General features: G+C 67.4%; 17 protein-coding genes. 4 read left to right on the top strand and 13 right to left on the bottom strand.

Annotated elements, in window-relative coordinates; translation table 11 throughout:
- The first annotated feature begins 36 nt into the window (after positions 1-36).
- On the top strand, positions 37-645 hold the full coding sequence (locus ACW18C_RS10735; RefSeq protein WP_492070856.1) for a hypothetical protein: 609 nt from the start codon (positions 37-39) through the stop codon (positions 643-645).
- A gap of 45 nt (positions 646-690) precedes the next feature.
- Here the strand turns inward: ACW18C_RS10735 and metH are convergent, their stop codons facing one another.
- From metH to ettA, 8 genes are all read right to left on the bottom strand, one after another.
- Complete coding sequence (metH, locus tag ACW18C_RS10730; RefSeq protein WP_492070854.1) at positions 691-3,357, bottom strand: methionine synthase; 2,667 nt, start codon at positions 3,355-3,357, stop codon at positions 691-693.
- Positions 3,358-3,508: 151 nt separating this feature from the next.
- The gene (locus tag ACW18C_RS10725) at positions 3,509-4,603 is read right to left on the bottom strand and encodes a homocysteine S-methyltransferase family protein (RefSeq protein WP_492070852.1); all 1,095 of its coding nucleotides are present in this window, start codon (positions 4,601-4,603) and stop codon (positions 3,509-3,511) included.
- Positions 4,603-5,556 carry a methylenetetrahydrofolate reductase [NAD(P)H] gene (gene metF / locus ACW18C_RS10720; RefSeq protein WP_040350142.1) on the bottom strand — a complete coding sequence of 318 codons (954 nt, stop codon included), beginning with the start codon at positions 5,554-5,556 and terminating at the stop codon, positions 4,603-4,605. The genes ACW18C_RS10725 and metF overlap by 1 nt, the downstream gene beginning before the upstream one ends.
- Positions 5,556-6,530 carry an ArsR/SmtB family transcription factor gene (locus ACW18C_RS10715; RefSeq protein WP_291754398.1) on the bottom strand — a complete coding sequence of 325 codons (975 nt, stop codon included), beginning with the start codon at positions 6,528-6,530 and terminating at the stop codon, positions 5,556-5,558. The genes metF and ACW18C_RS10715 overlap by 1 nt, the downstream gene beginning before the upstream one ends.
- A 47-nt stretch (positions 6,531-6,577) precedes the next feature.
- A complete protein-coding gene (locus ACW18C_RS10710) occupies positions 6,578-7,504 on the bottom strand; it encodes a 2-hydroxyacid dehydrogenase (RefSeq protein ID WP_492070851.1) in 927 nt (308 codons plus the stop codon).
- Complete coding sequence (locus ACW18C_RS10705) at positions 7,501-7,833, bottom strand: DUF5615 family PIN-like protein (protein WP_492070849.1); 333 nt, start codon at positions 7,831-7,833, stop codon at positions 7,501-7,503. Before ACW18C_RS10705 ends, ACW18C_RS10710 begins: the two co-directional genes overlap by 4 nt.
- Positions 7,830-8,063 carry a DUF433 domain-containing protein gene (locus tag ACW18C_RS10700; protein ID WP_035308849.1) on the bottom strand — a complete coding sequence of 78 codons (234 nt, stop codon included), beginning with the start codon at positions 8,061-8,063 and terminating at the stop codon, positions 7,830-7,832. The genes ACW18C_RS10705 and ACW18C_RS10700 overlap by 4 nt, the downstream gene beginning before the upstream one ends.
- A gap of 24 nt (positions 8,064-8,087) precedes the next feature.
- Positions 8,088-9,755 carry an energy-dependent translational throttle protein EttA gene (gene ettA, locus ACW18C_RS10695; protein ID WP_035308847.1) on the bottom strand — a complete coding sequence of 556 codons (1,668 nt, stop codon included), beginning with the start codon at positions 9,753-9,755 and terminating at the stop codon, positions 8,088-8,090.
- Positions 9,756-10,541: 786 nt separating this feature from the next.
- Here ettA and ACW18C_RS10690 point away from each other — a divergent pair.
- From ACW18C_RS10690 to ACW18C_RS10680, 3 genes are all read left to right on the top strand, one after another.
- Complete coding sequence (locus tag ACW18C_RS10690; RefSeq protein ID WP_492070847.1) at positions 10,542-11,489, top strand: mechanosensitive ion channel family protein; 948 nt, start codon at positions 10,542-10,544, stop codon at positions 11,487-11,489.
- The gene (locus tag ACW18C_RS10685; RefSeq protein WP_035308845.1) at positions 11,489-12,505 is read left to right on the top strand and encodes a threonine aldolase family protein; all 1,017 of its coding nucleotides are present in this window, start codon (positions 11,489-11,491) and stop codon (positions 12,503-12,505) included. The genes ACW18C_RS10690 and ACW18C_RS10685 overlap by 1 nt, the downstream gene beginning before the upstream one ends.
- Before the next feature lie 125 nt (positions 12,506-12,630).
- Entirely contained in the window at positions 12,631-14,454 is a 1,824-nt protein-coding gene (locus ACW18C_RS10680) for an ABCB family ABC transporter ATP-binding protein/permease (protein ID WP_232216246.1), read from the top strand.
- Here ACW18C_RS10680 and ACW18C_RS10675 read toward each other — a convergent pair.
- The 5 genes from ACW18C_RS10675 to ACW18C_RS10655 all read right to left on the bottom strand — a co-directional run bounded on the left by ACW18C_RS10675 (position 14,439) and on the right by ACW18C_RS10655 (position 17,897).
- Positions 14,439-14,927 carry a chemotaxis protein CheE gene (locus ACW18C_RS10675; RefSeq protein ID WP_291753419.1) on the bottom strand — a complete coding sequence of 163 codons (489 nt, stop codon included), beginning with the start codon at positions 14,925-14,927 and terminating at the stop codon, positions 14,439-14,441. The two genes, ACW18C_RS10680 and ACW18C_RS10675, sit on opposite strands and share 16 nt — an antisense overlap.
- Positions 14,924-15,406: a response regulator gene (locus ACW18C_RS10670; RefSeq protein ID WP_230307721.1), complete on the bottom strand. Its 483-nt coding sequence runs from the start codon at positions 15,404-15,406 to the stop codon at positions 14,924-14,926. Before ACW18C_RS10670 ends, ACW18C_RS10675 begins: the two co-directional genes overlap by 4 nt.
- 136 nt (positions 15,407-15,542) lie before the next feature.
- A complete protein-coding gene (locus ACW18C_RS10665) occupies positions 15,543-16,490 on the bottom strand; it encodes an acetyl-CoA carboxylase carboxyltransferase subunit alpha (RefSeq protein ID WP_492070846.1) in 948 nt (315 codons plus the stop codon).
- 175 nt (positions 16,491-16,665) lie between these two features.
- Positions 16,666-16,959: a DUF1902 domain-containing protein gene (locus ACW18C_RS10660; RefSeq protein ID WP_492070845.1), complete on the bottom strand. Its 294-nt coding sequence runs from the start codon at positions 16,957-16,959 to the stop codon at positions 16,666-16,668.
- A gap of 17 nt (positions 16,960-16,976) precedes the next feature.
- Positions 16,977-17,897 carry a site-specific tyrosine recombinase XerD gene (locus ACW18C_RS10655; RefSeq protein ID WP_492070843.1) on the bottom strand — a complete coding sequence of 307 codons (921 nt, stop codon included), beginning with the start codon at positions 17,895-17,897 and terminating at the stop codon, positions 16,977-16,979.
- Between the last annotated feature and the right edge of the window lie 87 nt (positions 17,898-17,984).

The following is a 17,984-nucleotide window of genomic DNA, read 5'->3' as shown; positions in this document are numbered from 1 at the left end:
ATGGGCCGGGGGGCTCATAGTACAGGGATGCCAAAATTGAAGAATTCCGCAGCCGCGCTCGCCGCCATCATTACTCTCGCGGGTGCGACCGCCCAGGCCCAGACCCCGGGGCAAGGGCCGAGCCAAAATCAGGACGGCCCCATCGTCACCGGCGCGCGCTCGGCCGAGACCGCCGACGCCCTGAAGGTGCGCGAGGCGATGGCCTATGCCCGGCCGCTGCCGCGCGGGGCGCCGACGCAGGATTATCCGCTGGTGGCCTGGTGCGACGCCCTGGTCACGGGCCATGCCGATCTTGGTGAGAGCCTGACCGATCATTCGCCGGAGGATCTCGAACTGGTGCGTCTGGGTCGTCTGGAGGCGCAGGATTTCCGCAGCGCCCTGGCCGCCGCAGAACCGCGTCAGACCGCCGCGACCAAGGCCGCTGCGCAGCAAGCCGCCGCGTCGGCCAAGGCCCAGTGGGCTGCGCTTCTGGCCACGCAGGACGAGGCGGCGCGCAGCCAGTCGTTCGGCCTGTTCTATGGCCTCCCGGGCCGGTGCGAACACGCCGCGCGTCGCATCCGCGCCAATATCACCACCCCGCCGGCGACCCTGGCCGATGTGGGTCTGACCGAGACGGGTGCGCCGGCGACAGCCGCGCCGAACTGATCAGGGCAAACCTCAAGACGTCTAGACGGCGGTCTGAGCCTCGGCTCAGGCCGCCGTTTCGCGTTTGGCCGCGTAGGGATCATAGTTGAGGATGGGGGCCAGCCAGCGTTCGCAAGTCGCGACGTCCCAGCCCTTGCGGCGGGCGTAGTCCTCGACCTGATCGCGGTCGATCTTGCCGACGCCGAAATAGTGGCTGCCCGGATGGCCGAAATAGAGGCCCGAGACCGAGGCGGGGGGCGTCATGGCGAAGCTTTCGGTCAGGGCCATGCCGGCGTTGTCCTCGGCCTGAAGCAGGCGGAACAGGGTGGCCTTTTCCGTATGATCGGGCTGGGCCGGGTAGCCGGGAGCAGGGCGGATTCCCTGGTACTGTTCGGTGATTAGGTCGTCGATGTTGGTCGCTTCGTCGGCGGCATAGCCCCAGAGCTGGGTGCGGACTTCCTTGTGCAGCCGCTCGGCGAAGGCCTCGGCCAGGCGGTCGGCCAGGGCGGTGGCGAGGATGGCGGAATAGTCGTCGCCGGCGTCCTTGAAGCGTTTGGCGATCTCCAGTTCGCCGTGGCCGGCGGTGACGGCGAAGGCGCCGATATAGTCGTCGCCTTCTTCGGCGATGAAGTCGGACAGGGCCAGGTTCGGCTTGCCGTTCGACTTCTTGATCTGTTGGCGCAGGGTGTGGAACCGGGCGATCTCCGCGTCTCGGCTTTCGTCAGCGAAGACGATGACGTCGTCGCCGTCGGCGCGGGCGGGCCAGAAGCCGACCACGCCCTTGGCCGTGAACCACTTCTCATCGATGATCCGCTTCAGCATGAGCTTGGCGTCCTCGAACAGGTCGCGCGCGGCCTCGCCGACGATCTCGTCCTCCAGGATCAGCGGATAGCGGCCGATCAACTCCCAACTGGCGAAGAAGGGGGTCCAGTCGATGTGGTCGGCCAGGTCCTTCAGGTCCCAGGCGTCGAAGGCCTTCACGCCGATGAAGGACGGCTTGCCGGGCATGGGCTGGGTCGGGTCGATGCGGAAGCGGTTCTCGCGCGCCTGAGCCAGTGTGGCGCGCGCCTTGACCTCCTGGCCGCGGGCGTATTGCTCGCGGATGCGGATATATTCGTCGCGGGTGGCGGCTTCGTTCTTGGCGCGGTCGGTCTTGGACAGCAGGCCCGAGACGACGCTGACGGCGCGCGAGGCATCGACGACATAGGTGGTCGAGCCGCGGCGATAGGCGGGCTCGATCTTGACCGCCGTATGGGTGCGGCTGGTGGTGGCGCCGCCGATCAGCAGGGGGATGTCGAAGCCGCGCCGTTCCATCTCGGCGCCGACGAAGACCATCTCGTCCAGCGAGGGGGTGATCAGGCCGGACAGGCCGATGATGTCGACCTTGTGCTCGACGGCGGCGTCCAGGATGCGGTCGGCCGGGACCATGACGCCCAGGTCGATGACCTCGTAGTTGTTACATTGCAGCACGACGCCGACGATGTTCTTGCCGATGTCGTGGACGTCGCCCTTGACCGTGGCCATCAGGATTCGGCCCGCCTGTTCGCGCGGCTTGCCGGCCTTTTCGGCCTCCATATAGGGCTCCAGCCAGGCGACGGCCTGTTTCATGACGCGGGCCGATTTCACGACCTGCGGCAGGAACATCTTGCCCGAACCGAACAGGTCGCCGACGACATTCATCCCGTCCATCAGCGGACCTTCGATGACGTGCAGCGGACGTTCGACGCCCAGGCGCGCCTCTTCGGTGTCGGCCTCGATGAACTCGGTGATGCCGTTGACCAGGGCGTGTTCGATCCGCTTGCCGACCGGCTGGTCGCGCCATTTGAGATCGACGACGCGGGCCTGACCCTTTTCGCCCTTGTAGCGGGGGGCCATGTCGACCAGCCGCTCGGTGTTCGAGACATTGGTCCGCTGGGGGCGGTTCAGGATCACGTCCTCGACCGCCTCACGCAGCTCGGCGTCGATGTCGTCATAGACCGGCAGGTCGCCCGCATTGACGATGCCCATGTCCATGCCGGCGTTGATGGCGTGGTATAGGAAAACGCTGTGGATGGCCCTGCGGACCGGCTCGTTGCCGCGGAAGCTGAACGAGACGTTCGACACCCCGCCGCTGATGCGGGCGTAGGGCAGGGCAGCCTTGATGACCTTGACCGCCTCGATGAAGTCGACGGCGTAGTTGTCGTGCTCCTCGATCCCCGTCGCCACGGCGAAGATATTGGGGTCGAAGATGATGTCCTCGGGCGGGAAGCCGACCTCGTTGACCAGGATGTTGTAGGCGCGGGTGCAGATCTCGATCTTGCGGGCGGCGGTGTCGGCCTGGCCCACCTCGTCGAAGGCCATGACCACGACGGCGGCGCCATAGCGCAGGCATTTGATCGCATGATCGCGGAAGGCCTGTTCGCCCTCCTTCATGCTGATCGAGTTGACGATGGGCTTGCCCTGCACGCACTTCAGCCCCGCCTCGATCACCTCCCATTTGGAGCTGTCGATCATCACCGGCACGCGGGCGATGTCGGGCTCGGCCGCGATCAGGTTGAGGAAGGTCCGCATGGCCACGGCGCCGTCCAGCAGGCCCTCGTCCATGTTGATGTCGATGATCTGGGCGCCGGCCTCGACCTGTTGCCGAGCGACGTCCAGTGCGGCCGAGTAGTCGCCTTCGACCACCAGCTTGCGGAATTTGGCCGAGCCGGTGACGTTGGTTCGTTCGCCGACGTTGATGAAGGTGGGTCTCACGCAAAAACTCCGCTCATCCCGGCGAAAGCCGGGACCCAGTGCTTTTGGGAGGCACGGTGTTTGGGATTGAGGACGATGACATCGCGTTGATGGTGATCGCCCAAAGAACTGGGTCCCGGCTTTCGCCGGGATGAGCGGGAGGGGGCAGCCATCACGCCACCATCTCGAACGGTTCCAGCCCCGACAGCCGCAAGGCTACCGGTCGTTCCGGGATCGCGCGCGGCTTCAGCGGCGCGACCTCTTGGGCGACGTGCTTGATATGATCCGGCGTGGTGCCGCAGCAGCCGCCGACGATGTTGACCAGGCCCGACGCCGCCCATTCCTCGATGAAGTGGGCGGTCTGGTGCGGTTCCTCGTCGTACTGGCCCATGGCGTTGGGCAGGCCGGCGTTGGGGTAGGCGGCGACCAGGGTGTCGGCGACGCGGCTCAGTTCGGCGATGAAGGGCCGCATCAGGTCGGCGCCCAGGGCGCAGTTGAAGCCGACGGCGAACGGCTTGGCGTGGCGCACCGAGTTCCAGAAGGCCTCGGCCGTCTGGCCCGACAGGGTGCGGCCCGAACGGTCGGTGATGGTGCCGCTGATCCAGATGGGCAGGGCGTCCATGCCCTCGTCCTCCAGGTCCTTGATGGCCTTGATCGCCGCCTTGCAGTTCAGCGTGTCGGTGATGGTCTCGATCAGATACAGATCGACCCCGCCCTCGTTCAGCGCCTTCACCTGATGGCGATAGGCCTCATAGACCTGGTCGAAGGTCACGCTGCGGGCGCCGGGGTCGTTCACGTCGGACGACATCGACAGCATCTTGTTCAGCGGGCCGATGGAGCCGGCGGCGAAGCGCGGCTTGTGCGGCTCCTTTTCCGTCCAGCGGTCGGCGGCGGCGCGGGCCAGTTTGGCGCCTTCCAGATTGATGTCCCACACCGCCTGGGCGTCCAGGGCGTAGTCCTCCTGGGCGATGGTGGTGCCTGAGAAGGTGTTGGTCTCGGAGATGTCGGCGCCGGCGGCGTAATACTGGTCGTGCAGGTCCGAGATGATGTCCGGGCGGGTGATGCAGAGGATGTCGTTGTTCCCCTTCATCTGCTGCGCCTCGTCATAGCCGTTGGCGGCGACGAACCGGTTGGCGCGGAAGTCGGCTTCGGACAGGCCGCGACGCTGGATCATCACGCCCCAGCTCCCGTCGAGAACGAGGATGCGTTCCTTGGCCGCCGCATGCAGGGCGGCGATGCGCTCGGCGCGGGTGAGGGGAGAGGTCATCAGGCGGCTGCCTTCTGTTCACGCACGCCCAGCACGCGGCAGATCGCATAGACCAGATCGGCGCGGTTCAGGGTGTAGAAGTGGAAGTCGGAGAAGCCTTCTTCGTGCAGGCGGGCGCAGGTTTCGGCGGCGACGGAGGCGGCCAGCAGTCGGCGGGTTTCGGGATCGTCGTCCAGTCCGTCGAAGTGAGCTTTCAGCCAGTCGGGGATGCTGGTCCCGCAGGCGCCGCACATGCGGGTCAGTCCGGCGAAGTTGGACACGGGCATGACGCCGGGGATCAGCGGAATGGTGACGCCCGCCGCCCGCACCCGGTCGCGGAAGCGCAGGAAGGCGTCGATGTCGAAGAAGAACTGGCTGACGGCGCGGGTCGCACCGGCGTCCACCTTGGCCTTCAGCACATCGATGTCGTGGTCGATGGAGGGGCTTTCGGGGTGTTTTTCGGGATAGGCGCCGACCGTGACGTCGAAGCCGCCGACGCGGCTGATGGCGGCGGTCAGTTCGGTGGCGTTGGCGTAGCCGTCTGCGCGGGGTTGATAGACGCCGCCGATGCCGCCCCCGCCGGGCGGGTCGCCGCGCAGGGCCACGATATGATCGACGCCGATGGTCTTGTAGCCGGCGATGACCTCGTCGACCTCGTCGCGGCTGGCCTCGACGCAGGTCAGGTGAGCGGCGGGACGCAGCGAGGTCTCGGCGATGATCCGCTGGACGGTGCGGTGGGTGCGTTCGCGGGTCGAGCCGCCAGCCCCATAGGTGACCGAGACGAAGGCCGGGTTCAGCGGCTCAAGGCGACGGATCGCCGTCCACAGATTGGCTTCGGCCTCGTCGGTCTTGGGCGGGAAGAATTCGAAGGAGACGCGCACGGCGTCATGGTTCGAGCCGGCGCGGGCGACCGGACCCAGCGGCGACAGCAGCAGGGCGCGGGCTTCGGCGAGATTGGTGGAGGACGCGGCCATCATGCGGTCTTTCTGGCCTGGGCCAAGGATGCGTTGACGGGACGTTCCGCTGTCCAGATCGTCACGGTCAGGCCCTCATTGTCGGGCGGCAGGGCGATCGGCGGGGAGGGCGTCAGACCGCTATCGGTCAGCCAGCCGTTGATTTCGTGGTCGGCGAAGCCCAGGCGGCGATGCTGATGCGCCTCGCGCATATGTTCGAAATCATGCGGCGCGAAATCGACGATCACCAGCCTGCCGCCGGGGCAGACCAGGCGCGCGGCCTCGGCCACGGCGGCGAAGGGGTCGGCCAGATAGTGCAGCACCTGATGCACGATCACCAGATCGGCGCTGGCGGCGGGCAGGCGGGTGGCGAAGATGTCGCCGTGGCGCAGTTCGACCTTGTTCAGCCCGGCCTTGGAGACATTGGCGCGGGCGATGTTGAGCATGTTCTGGCTCAGATCCAGCCCGACCGACATCTTGGCCTTCTTGCCGAACAGGGTCAGCATGCGGCCGGAGCCGGTGCCCAGATCGACGACCCGCTTGAACGGGCCGGGGCCGACGGCCTTTTCCAGGGCGGCCTCGACGGCGGCTTCGCTGACATAGAGGGAGCGAAGACGGTCCCATTGGGGGGCGATCTGTTCGAAATAGCTTTCAGCCGCCTGTTCGCGATCCTTGCGAACCTCGTCCAGGCGACGGTGGTCCGCCTCCCCGGCGTCGTCGGCCAGGATGTCCAGAACAGTGTCGATCAACCGGCGGGCGTGGGCGTCGTGGGACAGGCGATAATAGACGCGGGCGCCGTCGGGGAATCGTTCGATCAGGCCGGCGTCGGTCATCAGTTTCAGATGGCGTGAGACGCGCGGCTGGCTCTGGTCGAGGATGCGCGACATCTCCATGACCGAAAGCTCCTCGCCGGCCAGCAGCGACAGGATGCGCAGACGGGTCGGCTCGCCGGCGGCGCGCAGGGCTTCGACAGTCTGGTCGGCGGTAAGACTCATGAGATCATATAAGGATATCCTTATATGATTATGCAAGTGAAAACCGCCTAGAGGACGGGCGTTTTCAGTGGTTCCCCGGCGAAATGCGCCTGAAGGTTCTGCATCAGCAGCATCAGCATGCCCTGAACGCCGGCTGTCGTGGCGCCGGCGGTGTGAGGCGTCAGGACCATGTTGGGTACGTCGGCCCAACGGTTCGGATCGGTCGGCTCCTCTGCGAAAACATCAAGGGCGGCTTGGCCCAGGGCGCCGGATTTCAGCGCGGCGATCAGGGCGTCCTCCTCGATCACCTGGCCCCGCGAGACATTGATCAGCAGGCCGTCGGGGCCGAGCGCCTCAAGCACCTCGCGCGAGATCAAGCCGCGGTTGGTTTCGTCGGCCTTGCAGGCGACCACGAGGATGTCGCTCTGTTTCGCAAGGGTGAGCAGAGATTCAGCCCTGGGCCATTCGGCGTCGCGGGGGCGGGGGCCCCACCACGCCACCTCCATTCGGAAGGGCGCGCAGCGAGCGGCGACGGCCTTGCCGATGGCGCCCAGGCCGACGACGCCGACCTTCTGGCCCCGGACAGAGGGGGTGAGGGTGCGGGTCTCGGCGGTCCAGCCGCCGGACCGGACCTGACGGTCGCCCGAGACGATCTGGCGGCGGGCGGCCAGGATCAGGCCCAGGGCGTGGTCGGCGACGTCCTCGTGATTGACGCCGGGCGCGTGGGTGACCGGCAGGCCGCGTTCACGGCACCAGTCGACGTCGATCCCGTCGTAGCCCGAGGTGAAACAGGCGATCAGGTCGAGGTTGGGCAGGCGTTCGATCAGCGCCTTGTCCAGCGGCGCCTCGCCGGCGACGACCAGGGCGCGGATGTCATGGGCGGCCTCGATCGGCGGGCCTTCCCAGAAGCGGTAGACGTCATAGGCGCTCTCCAGGATCGGCGAGAGCGGGGCGAGATGCCGCTGCATGATGAGAACGGCGGGGCGTTGGGTCATGGTCGGACCTCCAGAATGGCCTCACCCTCGGTCAGCCGAGCAACGACGCTGGTCCAGTCGCGCCGCACGATGGCGTAGAGTTCGTCGTTCGAACAGTTTCCGAGGTTGAGGTGGACCAGTGGCTGACCGCTGGCGCTACGCTGCGCCAGCAAAAGAAAGTCCTTGTCCTTGCTGACGACGACCGCCCCCCGTGACGCCGCCAAGGCCCAGATTTCCCGGTCGCCTGCCGTGGCCAGCCCCATCAATCTGACGTGTTCGACCTCATGATCGAATGCGGTGATCGCATCGATCAGGCGGACGGGCAGGTTCTGATCGAGCAGGAATTTCAAGCTGCAGCGGCCGCCACCGAATGATCGAGCGCCTGCGCGGCATAGGCCAGGGCGGCCCGCAGGTCGTCGGCTTCCAATTCCTCGTAGTCGGAAAGGATCTGGGCCTCAGTCATTCCGGAGGCCAGCCACCCGAGAATGTCATGCACGGCGATACGCATGCCCCGGATGCAGGGCCGACCGGCGCGTTTGCCGTCTTCGATAGTGATGCGGGACAGAAGATCGTCGCTCATGTCCCGCATCCTATCACAGATCGATCAGCGGCCGAACTTCTGGTGCTGGATGCGCTTGGGGATGATGCTGTCGGCGCCCAGGCGACGCATCTTGTCCTGTTCGTAGGCTTCGAAGTTTCCTTCGAACCATTCCACATGGCCGTCGCCTTCGAAGGCGAGGATGTGGGTGGCCAGACGGTCCAGGAACCAGCGGTCGTGGGAGATGACCACGGCGCAGCCGGCGAACTCTTCCAGCGCCTCTTCGAGGTTCTGCAGGGTTTCGATGTCCAGGTCGTTGGTCGGTTCGTCGAGCAGGATCAGATTGCCGCCCGAGGCCAGGGTCTTGGCCAGGTGGACGCGGTTGCGCTCACCGCCCGACAGCTGGCCGACCTTCTTCTGCTGGTCGCCGCCCTTGAAGTTGAAGCTGCCGACATAGGCGCGGGTGTTGATCTCGCGCTTGCCGACCATCATCACGTCGGTGCCGCCCGAGATGGCCTGCCAGATGGTCTCGTCCGGCTTCAGATCGTCGCGCGACTGGTCGACATAGGCCAGCTTGACCGTCTCGCCGACCTTGATGGTGCCGCCGTCGGGGGTTTCCTGACCGGTGATCAGCTTGAACATGGTCGACTTGCCGGCGCCGTTGGGGCCGATGACGCCGACGATGCCGTTGGGCGGAAGCTTGAAGGTCAGGTTGTCGAACAGGGTCTTGTCGCCATAGGTCTTGGCCAGGCCTTCGACTTCCAGCACGACATTCCCCAGGCGCGGCCCGGGCGGGATCTGGATGTGGGCGTGGGTCTGGGCCCCGCGCATCGATTCCTGCTCGTCGACCATCCGCTCATAGGCGGCCAGACGGGCCTTGGACTTGGCCTGACGGGCCTTGGCGCCCGAACGGACCCATTCCAGTTCGCGGGTGAGGGCGCGCTGGCGGGCTTCGGATTCCGACTGTTCCTGGATGACGCGCTTGGTCTTGGCTTCCAGCCACGAGGAATAATTGCCCTCGTGCGGGTGGCCCTTGCCGCGGTCCAGCTCCAGCGTCCACTTGGTGACGAGGTCCAGGAAGTAACGGTCGTGGGTCACCAGGATGACGCAGCCGGGGAAGTTTTCCAGGTGGTGCTGCAGCCAGGCGACGGATTCGGCGTCCAGGTGGTTGGTCGGTTCGTCGAGCAGCAGCATGTCGGGCTTGGACAGCAGCAGGCGGGCCAGGGCCACGCGGCGCTTCTCACCGCCCGACAGGTTGGCGACCTCCCAGTCGTCGGGCGGGCAGCGCAGGGCGCCCATGGCCATTTCGATACGGCTGTCGATGTCCCAGACGTCGCCGGCGTCGATCTTCTCCTGGAGGGCGGTCATCTCCTCCATCAGCTCGTCGGTGTAGTTCTCGCCCAGTTCGGCGGCGACGGCGTTGAACCGGTTGACCCACTGCTTCTCTTCGCACCAGGCCTCGACGTTCTCGCGCACGTTCAGGGCGGGGTCCAGCTGGGGCTCCTGCTCCAGATAGCCGCGTTTGATGCCGTCGGCGGCGCGGGCCTCGCCGGTGAACTCGTTGTCCAGGCCGGCCATGATCTTCAGCAGGGTGGATTTACCCGAGCCGTTGACCCCGACGACGCCGATCTTGGCGTCGTTATAGAAGCTGAGCCAGATGTTCTCGAAGATCTTGCGGCCGCCGGGGAAGGTCTTGGTCAGACCCTGCATCTGGAAAATATATTGCTGCGCCATGAGGTGCGGTTTCGCCCTTCGGGTTTCGTCGGATTGGGAGGTTTGGGCGGATGTAGCGATCCTGAGGCGCGAGAGCAAATAAGGCGAGCGGCGAACGACGGCGCCTCCGCCGTTTTCGCGGCGGAGTTGGAGGCCCTTTGGAAGCGGAGGGCTGGGCGGGGCGCCGGGCCTTCGCCCGGAGTTTTGTGTTTTGAGTACCGTTTCGACGAAGGTTTGACGCCCCGCGCGGTTGGTTGGCCTGCAAGCTCGGGGCGCCGAGCGGTGGCGGTCTTATCGCCTAACCCCATAAGCCTGCGACGGGTCGGCGGTCCCTGCGAAGAACCGTCCCGAGTGCGGCCGAGTATCCCCCTCGACCCTCCGGCGGCGTTTTGAGACGCCGTCGGCGCGGAGGGATTTCACCCCCGCTCCCGTTCCATCCGCTCCCGCCGCCGCAAGGTCGCAGGCCTTACGAGCCCTCCAAGCGACGAGACCGGGCGTGATTATAGGGGACGGGGAAACCCAGGCGGGGAAGTCGGGGCGAGAATCTGGCAAGGGGTTGGAATCATTGGAGTGAGACCAGCGTCATTGTGACAGTTGGACCCGTTCGGGCCCCCTCCGTCTCGCCGGCTTCGCCGGCGATCCACCTCCCCCAGGGGGGGGGAGGATTTTGGTGTTCGCATTCCTCCCCCCTTGGGGGAGGTGGCGCGGCGCAGAGCGCCGTGACGGAGGGGGCGGCCCGCGTCGGCGTCGTGGTGAAATTGCCTTGAGCGGGCTTCCATTCGGAGATCGAGACGTTAGACCCCCCTTATGTCGAATGCCTCCCCTATAGCCGAAGCCGTCGCCGCCGGGCGTCAGGCCGTGGCGGTCGATACCGTCATGATCGCCAAGATCACCGACATGGCCGGTGATTTCGCCATCAATCTGATCATCGCCGTTCTGATCTTCGCGGCGACGCTGTTCGCGGCGAAATGGGCGGCGCGGCTGGCGCGCAACGCCCTGTCGCGGATCGGGGCCTTCCGGCACGATCAGACGGTGCTGAGCTTCGGCGTTCAGGTGGTCAGGGTGGTGGTGATCATCATCGGCATGATCGCCGTGCTGCAGCGGCTGGGGGTGCAGACCACTTCGATCATCGCGGTGCTGGGGGCGGCGTCGCTGGCCGTGGGCCTGGCCCTGCAGGGGACCCTGTCGAACGTGGCCTCGGGCATCATGCTGCTGGTGCTGAGACCCTATCGCGTCGGCGACGTGGTGGACGTCGGCGGCATGGCCGGCACGGTGCAGCGGCTGGACCTGTTCACGACCCAGTTGTCGAACGCCAACAACCACAAGATCGTCATTCCCAATTCCAAGGTTCTGAGCGATCCCCTGACCAATCTGACCGGTCAGCAGACGCGGCGGATCGAGATCAATTTCGGCGTCGGCTACGGCGACGACCTGAACAAGGCGCGTTCCGTCCTGGCCGACATGGCGGCGGCGCACGAGACCGTGCTGGCTGATCCGCCCCCCTGGACCGGGGTGACGGGGCTGCTGGACAGTTCGGTGCAGGTGACGCTGCACGCCTGGGTCAAGGTCGAGGACTGGTGGCAGACCCAGGCCGATCTGATGCAGGGCGGCAAGGAGGCGCTGGACGCCGCCGGGATCGAAATTCCCTTCCCGCATCAGGTCGCCGTGCCCTATGGCGATGAAGATGTCATGCCGGTCGTCCGTGTACGGACGGTGGAAGACGGCGGGCATGACGTGAAGGTGAAGACGCGCTGATGCGATACGATTTCGGATCCGACAACACCGCCGGCATGGCGCCGAGCGCGGTCGAAGGTCTGGCGCGGGCCAACGCCGGATACGCCCGGTCCTATGGTTCAGACGAGATCACGGCGCGGGCCGCCGACCAGATCCGCCAACGGCTGGACGCCGACGCCGAGATCCGGTTCGTGTTCAGCGGCACGGCGGCCAACGCCATCGCCCTGTCGATGCTGGCCTTTCCGTTCGAGGCGGTGCTGGCGCACAACGCCGCCCATGTCTGCACCGACGAGACGGGGGCGCCGGGCTTCTTCGGCCAGGGCGTCGGCCTGATCGGCCTGCCGGGGTTTTCGGGGCGGATCGATCCGCTGGCGCTGAAGGCGCAACTGGCCGAGCCCGAGGTCGGGCATCGCCAGCCGCCGGCGGCCCTGTCCCTGACCCAGGCGACCGAGTACGGCGCGGTCTATACCGAGGAAGAACTGCGCCATCTGATCGAGCCGGTGAAGGCCAGGGGATACGGCGTTCACATGGACGGGGCGCGTCTGGCCAACGCCGTCGCGGCCGGGTTCGACCTGAAGGATATTCCGCGCCTGGGCGTGGATGTGCTGGTGTTCGGCGGGGCCAAGGCAGGGGCGAACTGCGTCGAGGCCCTGGTCCTGTTCGACAAGAGCCTGGCGCGGCGGCTGGACAATCGGCTGAAACAGGCGGGGCAGGTGGCGTCCAAGGCGCGGCTGCTGGCCGGGCCGATGCTGGGCTTGCTGGAAAGCGGCGACTGGGAATCGGGCGGCGCCCACGCCAATCTGATGGCGAAACGGCTGGCGGCGGGGGTGGCGACCCGCTCGCCCTATGTCCTGGCCCATCCGGTCGAGGCCAATACGGTGTTCGTGCGGATGCCGGCCGAGGCGCACCAGAGGCTGAACGCCCTAGGCTGGGCCTGTTATCAGTTCGACGACGGATCGGTGCGGTTCGTCTGTTCCTGGGCGACCCAGGCAGAGGCCGTGGACGAACTGATCGAGGCGATCGCGGGCCTGAACTGAGCCCTTGTCGCGCGTGCGGCCTTTCCCCGGTCGCATAGTCTGTCCATATGCGGATCATGGCGATGCGCGGAGAGCGCTCCGGCGGCCGGCGCGACCCTATGGTCAAGGCGCAACAGGCGGGGAGCATGCAGGAAAAGACAGAGGGACCCCCGACGCTGCAGGCGTTGGCGGACCTGGTGCGGCTGGTGGGCCGGTCGGGCGCGCCGCAGCTGCGGGTGCGGCTGGTCTCGGCCGTCGGTCTGACGCTGGCGGGCAAGGCGCTGGGGGTGCTGGCGCCCCTGATGCTGGGTGCGGCGGTCAATCGGCTGGCGGCGGGGCAGGGGGCGGCCGTGGCGGTCGGCTGGGGTTTCGCCGCCTTCGCCGTGGGCTGGGCCATCGTGCGCTTCCTGTCGTCGGTCGCGCCCCAGGTGTCGGACGTGGTGTTCGCCCCGGTGCGGTCCGCGGCGCAGAGAAAGACGGCGGCCGAGGTGTTCGCCCATGCGCTGAGCCTGTCGCTGGATTTCCACCAGACCAAACGCTCGGGCGCCCTGTCGCGGACCATGGATCGCGGCTCGCGGGCGGTGGATTTCCTGTTGCGCATCCTGGCCTTCAACCTGGTTCCGACCGGGGTGGAGCTGGCGCTGGCGGCGGCGGTGCTGGGCGGCAAGTACGACTGGCGGTTCGCGGCGGTCGCGGTGGCGGTGGTGGTGGTCTACACGATCGCGACCTTCGCCCTGTCCAACTGGCGGCTGGAGCATCGCCGGGTCATGAACGCCGCCGATTCCGAGGCGGCCGGCGTCTCGGTCGACGCCCTGCTGAACTATGAGACGGTCAAGTCGTTCGGGGCCGAGAGCCGGGCGGCCCAGACCTATGACCGGGCCCTGGGCGACTACGCCCAGGCGTCGCTGAAGGCCAACAGTTCGCTGGCCCTGCTGAACGGCATCCAGGCCCTGATCATGAACCTGGGTCTGGGCGTCATGGCGGTGATGGCCGGGTTCGAGGCGGCCGCCGGGCGGATGGGGCCGGGGGATGTGACGGCGGCGGTGCTGATCATGATCTCGCTGTATGCGCCGCTGAACATCCTGGGCTTCGCCTATCGGGAAATCCGCCAGTCCTTCATCGACATGGAGGAGATGCTGAAGGTGACGCGGCTGACGCCCCAGGTGGCGGATGCGGCCGACGCCGTCCCCCTGCCGCGCCCGGTCGATGCGCGCGGGGCCTCGGTGGAGTTCCAGCAGGTCGGCTATCGCCACGACGCCCGGACCAGCGGGCTGGAGGACGTCAGCTTCGTCGCCGCGCCGGGCACGACCACGGCCCTGGTGGGGCCGTCGGGAGCGGGCAAGTCCACCATCGTCAAACTGGCGCTGCGGCTGCTGGATCCGCAGGAGGGGCGGGTCCTGATCGACGGGCATGATGCGCGGACGGTGACCCAGGCCTCGTTGCGGGCGGCGGTGGCCCTGGTGCCGCAGGACGTGGCCCTGTTCAACGACAGCCTCTACGCCAATATCGCCTTCGCCCGGCCGGACGCCGATGCGGCCCAGGTGTGGGCGGCGGCGGCGGCGGCGGAACTGTCCGACTTCATCCAGGGCCTGCCGGACGGGATGGAGACCCGGGTCGGGGAGCGCGGGCTGAAACTGTCGGGCGGAGAACGCCAGAGGGTGGGCATCGCCCGCGCCCTGCTGGCCGATCCCTGCATCCTGATCCTGGACGAGGCGACCAGCGCCCTGGACAGCCGCACCGAGGCGGCGATCCAGAAGACCCTGCGCCGGGTCAGCCAGGGGCGGACCACCCTGGTGGTGGCGCACCGGCTGTCGACCGTGGCGGACGCCGATCAGATCCTGGTGCTGAAGGCTGGGCGGATCGTCGAGCGGGGCGCGCACCACGAGCTGGTGGCGCGGCTGGGCGGGGAATACGCCGCCCTGTGGCGAAAGCAGACACGGGCGGGCAAGGCGGCTCAGGCCGGGGACTGAGGCGACGTCGGCAGCTTGCGTTTCAGGACTTCGCTCAGATTGGCCATGATGGCGATGCGGGCCTCGGCCGTGCCGGGGGCGTCCGGGGTCAGGCTGAGCAGCAGTTTCATCGCCTGGGCGTGGACCGTGGCGATGCGCCAGTCGAACCCGCCCTGGCGCGGCGCGGCGTCCAGCAGATCGCACAGACCCTTGGCCGCCGTGCACAGGTCGTCCAGCGCGAAGGGGCTGGCGGCGTCGATGACCTGGCTGGAGGCGGCGTAGGCGCTGTCCAGACGCAGGGCTTCGGGGATGTCCGGCGTCGGGTGCGCCAGCAGGGCGCCGATATTCTCGGATATGATGGCCAGGGCCTGGTCCTTCAGCCCGTCCAGATTGGCCTTGGCCTGGGCCAGGGCGACTCCCACGCTGACGCCGCCGGGACGATCCACCATCTCCGCGAGACGGGATTTGCGCTGGACATGGGTGATGACCGTCATGCGAACTCCATGGTCTTCTTGCGGATCATGTCGGCCCGCCGTTCTTCGCCGTCATAGTCGTCGTGCCGGAACCGGCGATCCGGTCCCAGATAGTCGCCCACCTCGAGGAAGGGCCGGCTGTCGCGCGCGACCCACAGGATGCGCTCCAGCAGCATGGCGGCGCTGAACGGCTTTGTGACGACGAAATTGGCGCCGCAGTCGCGCGCTTCGGTGACGCGTCCGCGCCGAATATGGCTGGCCGTCATGATCACGGGCGTGAAGGCGTTGGGGTTGGGCCCTGACCGACGCAGCCAGCGCACCAGTTCGAAACCGTCGATGTCCGGCATGTCGGTATCGACCAACAGCAGATCGACCGGCTTCTCCTGAAGAATGCGGCGCGCCTCGGCGCCTCTGCCGACCGTGAAGGCGGGGCGAATGCCGAACCCGGCCAGGGCGCCCGCCGTCAGGGTCAGGGAGAAGGGCGAATCGTCGACGACCATGGTGATGGCGCCGCTGAGGTTGAAAACCGCGCTTTCTCGAAGAGAATCGCCCTGTGTCGCCATGATTGGTTAGATTTCGCCCCGGTCAGGGCAGAGCTTCACCTGATTTCATGGATTCGGGGTTAACGCCGTTCGGTCAAAGCGCGCCGATGGCGTAGAAGCGGTCGGCGCGCTGCTTCCGGATCTGCTGGGGCGACAGGCCTTCGAAGGCCTTCAGCTCCTCGGCCAGGACGTCGCCGACGTTGGCCATGGCGGCGGCGCGGTCGGTGTGGGCGCCGCCGACGGGTTCGTCGATCAGCCGGTCCACGATCTTCAGCGCCAGCAGGTCCGGGCCGGTGATCTTCATGGCCATGGCCGCGTCCCTGGCCCGGGCGCCGTCGCGCCACAGGATGCCGGCCGCGCCCTCGGGCGAGATGACGGAGTAGATCGAGTGTTCCAGCATCAGCACGCGGCTGGCGGCGGCGATGGCGATGGCCCCGCCTGAGCCGCCTTCGCCCGCGATGGTGGCGATGGAGGGCACGCCCAGGGTCAGGCAGCGTTCGGTCGAACGGGCGATGGCCTCAGCCTGACCGCGCTCCTCGGCGCCCAGGCCCGGATAGGCGCCGGCGGTGTCGATGAAGCTGAGCACCGGCAGGCCGAACTGTTCGGCCAGGTCCATCAAGCGCACGGCCTTGCGATAGCCCTCGGGCCGGGCCATGCCGAAATTGTGGGTGATGCGGGTGGCGGTGTCGTGGCCCTTTTCCTGGCCCATGATGACGACGGGCCGACCGCGGAACCGGGCCAGGCCGCCCAGTATGGCCTGATCATCGCCGAACTTGCGGTCGCCGTGCAGCTCGTTCCAGTCGGTGAACAGGCTCTCGACATAGTCGACGAAATGCGGCCGCTGCGGATGGCGCGCCACCTGGGTCTTCATCCAGGGGTCGAGACCGGCGTAGGTCTTCTTACGCAGCTGTTCCGCCTTCTTGCGCAGGCCCGCGATCTCGGCGTCGAAACCGCCGGAGGTCTCGGACAGGGCCGACAGTTCCTCGATCTTGGCTTCCAGATCGGCGATCGGCTTTTCGAAGTCGAGATAGTGCGTGGCCATAAAGGCGTCCGGGACTGCAGGCGGGAAAACCGCCCCTAGGGAAGGCGGGGGAAACTAGAGAGGTCGAGGCCGCCGGGCAAGCGGGGTTCAGAGCCGCTTCCTTCTCCCATGGGGGGAAGGTGGCCCGCAGGGCCGGATGAGGGCCTGTCGGTGGGCGAGTTCGCACCCATACCCCTCACCCTTTCGCGCAAGACCGATCGCTGCGCTCTCGGGCGCTCAAGCCCTCTACCGCTGGGAGAGGGAAGGGAAGAGCCGCGACTGTGAAACGTGCTGCAGCCTCGAACCTAATGAGGGTGTCGCCGATAACGTTCATATTTTCGGCCAGAAGCTCTGCAGCGAAATGCCGGGCCAGCACTTCGAACTCGGTCAGCGTCGCGGTTTGGATCACGAGGCCAACGATGTTGGAGTCGCTGAACCAGACTTCGGCCTCGGGGTCCCAGATCGCCTTGACGTAGAAATCCTCGCCCATGGCTCGAATATGCGCCGTCAATCATCCCGCGCCAAGGGGTGGTTCTGCTGGACGACCTGGGCCAGGCGGTCGGTGGCGACGTGGGTGTAGATCTGGGTCGTGGCGATGTCGGCGTGGCCGAGCAGGGTCTGGACGACGCGCAGGTCGGCGCCGCCTTCCAGCAGGTGGGTGGCGAAGGCGTGGCGCAGGACGTGGGGGCTGACGCGGGCGGGGTCGACGCCGGCGACCAGCGCCGCCTCGTCCAGAAGCTGGGCGAAGCGGCGCGGCGTCAGATGGCCGGTGCGGCCGGACGAGGGAAACAGCCAGGGACTGTCGGGCGCCGCGGGTTTTCGCCCATCTTTGCCCTTGAGCTTGGCGTCGCGCGCGGTCAGCCAGGTCTTTATCGCCTCGCGTGCGGCGGCGTTCAGCGGGGCGAGCCGTTCCTTGCCGCCCTTGCCGCGCACGATCAGATAGGCGGGGTCGCGACGCACCGCATCGACCTTCAGCCCCAGCAGCTCCGAGACCCGCAGCCCCGAGGCGTAGGCCATTTCGACCAGGGCGACCAGGCGCAGCCCCCCTGCGGCGTCGCGCGCGGCGGCGGCGGCCAGCAGGCGGTCGATCTCGTCGCGGCTGAGCAGTTTGGGCAGGGGGCGGCCTTGCTTGGGCGCGTCCAGACGGCGCGACGGATCGTCCGTGCGCCAGCCCTCGGCCAGGGCGAACCGGTAGAACTGGCGCGCCGAGGAACGACGTCGGGCGGCGGTGGCGGCCGACAGGCCGCGCCGCGACAGGTCGGCGAACCAGACCTCAAGCGCTTCCTGGTCGGCCTGCATGAGCCCACCGGCCTCGACCAGGGCGGCCTCGGCGTCCGCCAGGTCGCGGCCGTAGGCGGACAGGGTGTGGGGCGAGGCGTCGCGTTCGACCGCCATCATCTCCAGAAAGGCCTCGATCTGGGGCGTCATGACGCGATCCGGTCCCTGGGCGGCTGGCGCGCGGGCGGGCTTGGTGTAGAGGTTTGATCGATCATGCCTGCCCGTTCCGCCGCCTTC

This window comes from Brevundimonas sp. FV1ye7S (assembly GCF_058680995.1).
The sequence above is the reverse complement of the archived record's forward strand: the minus strand, read 5'-3'. Positions and strand labels throughout refer to the sequence as shown.

Coding starts and splice junctions, on each gene's coding strand:
- ACW18C_RS10690 (WP_492070847.1), top strand. CDS start 10,542: ATGTCGAATGCCTCCCCTATAGCCGAAGCCGTCGCCGCCGGGCGTCAG.
- ACW18C_RS10710 (WP_492070851.1), bottom strand. CDS start 7,504: ATGACCCAACGCCCCGCCGTTCTCATCATGCAGCGGCATCTCGCCCCG.
- ettA (WP_035308847.1), bottom strand. CDS start 9,755: ATGGCGCAGCAATATATTTTCCAGATGCAGGGTCTGACCAAGACCTTC.
- ACW18C_RS10665 (WP_492070846.1), bottom strand. CDS start 16,490: ATGGCCACGCACTATCTCGACTTCGAAAAGCCGATCGCCGATCTGGAA.
- ACW18C_RS10675 (WP_291753419.1), bottom strand. CDS start 14,927: ATGACGGTCATCACCCATGTCCAGCGCAAATCCCGTCTCGCGGAGATG.
- metF (WP_040350142.1), bottom strand. CDS start 5,556: ATGGCCGCGTCCTCCACCAATCTCGCCGAAGCCCGCGCCCTGCTGCTG.
- ACW18C_RS10660 (WP_492070845.1), bottom strand. CDS start 16,959: ATGGGCGAGGATTTCTACGTCAAGGCGATCTGGGACCCCGAGGCCGAA.
- ACW18C_RS10685 (WP_035308845.1), top strand. CDS start 11,489: ATGCGATACGATTTCGGATCCGACAACACCGCCGGCATGGCGCCGAGC.
- ACW18C_RS10725 (WP_492070852.1), bottom strand. CDS start 4,603: ATGACCTCTCCCCTCACCCGCGCCGAGCGCATCGCCGCCCTGCATGCG.
- ACW18C_RS10655 (WP_492070843.1), bottom strand. CDS start 17,897: ATGACGCCCCAGATCGAGGCCTTTCTGGAGATGATGGCGGTCGAACGC.
- ACW18C_RS10700 (WP_035308849.1), bottom strand. CDS start 8,063: ATGAGCGACGATCTTCTGTCCCGCATCACTATCGAAGACGGCAAACGC.
- ACW18C_RS10680 (WP_232216246.1), top strand. CDS start 12,631: ATGCAGGAAAAGACAGAGGGACCCCCGACGCTGCAGGCGTTGGCGGAC.
- ACW18C_RS10715 (WP_291754398.1), bottom strand. CDS start 6,530: ATGAGTCTTACCGCCGACCAGACTGTCGAAGCCCTGCGCGCCGCCGGC.
- ACW18C_RS10670 (WP_230307721.1), bottom strand. CDS start 15,406: ATGGTCGTCGACGATTCGCCCTTCTCCCTGACCCTGACGGCGGGCGCC.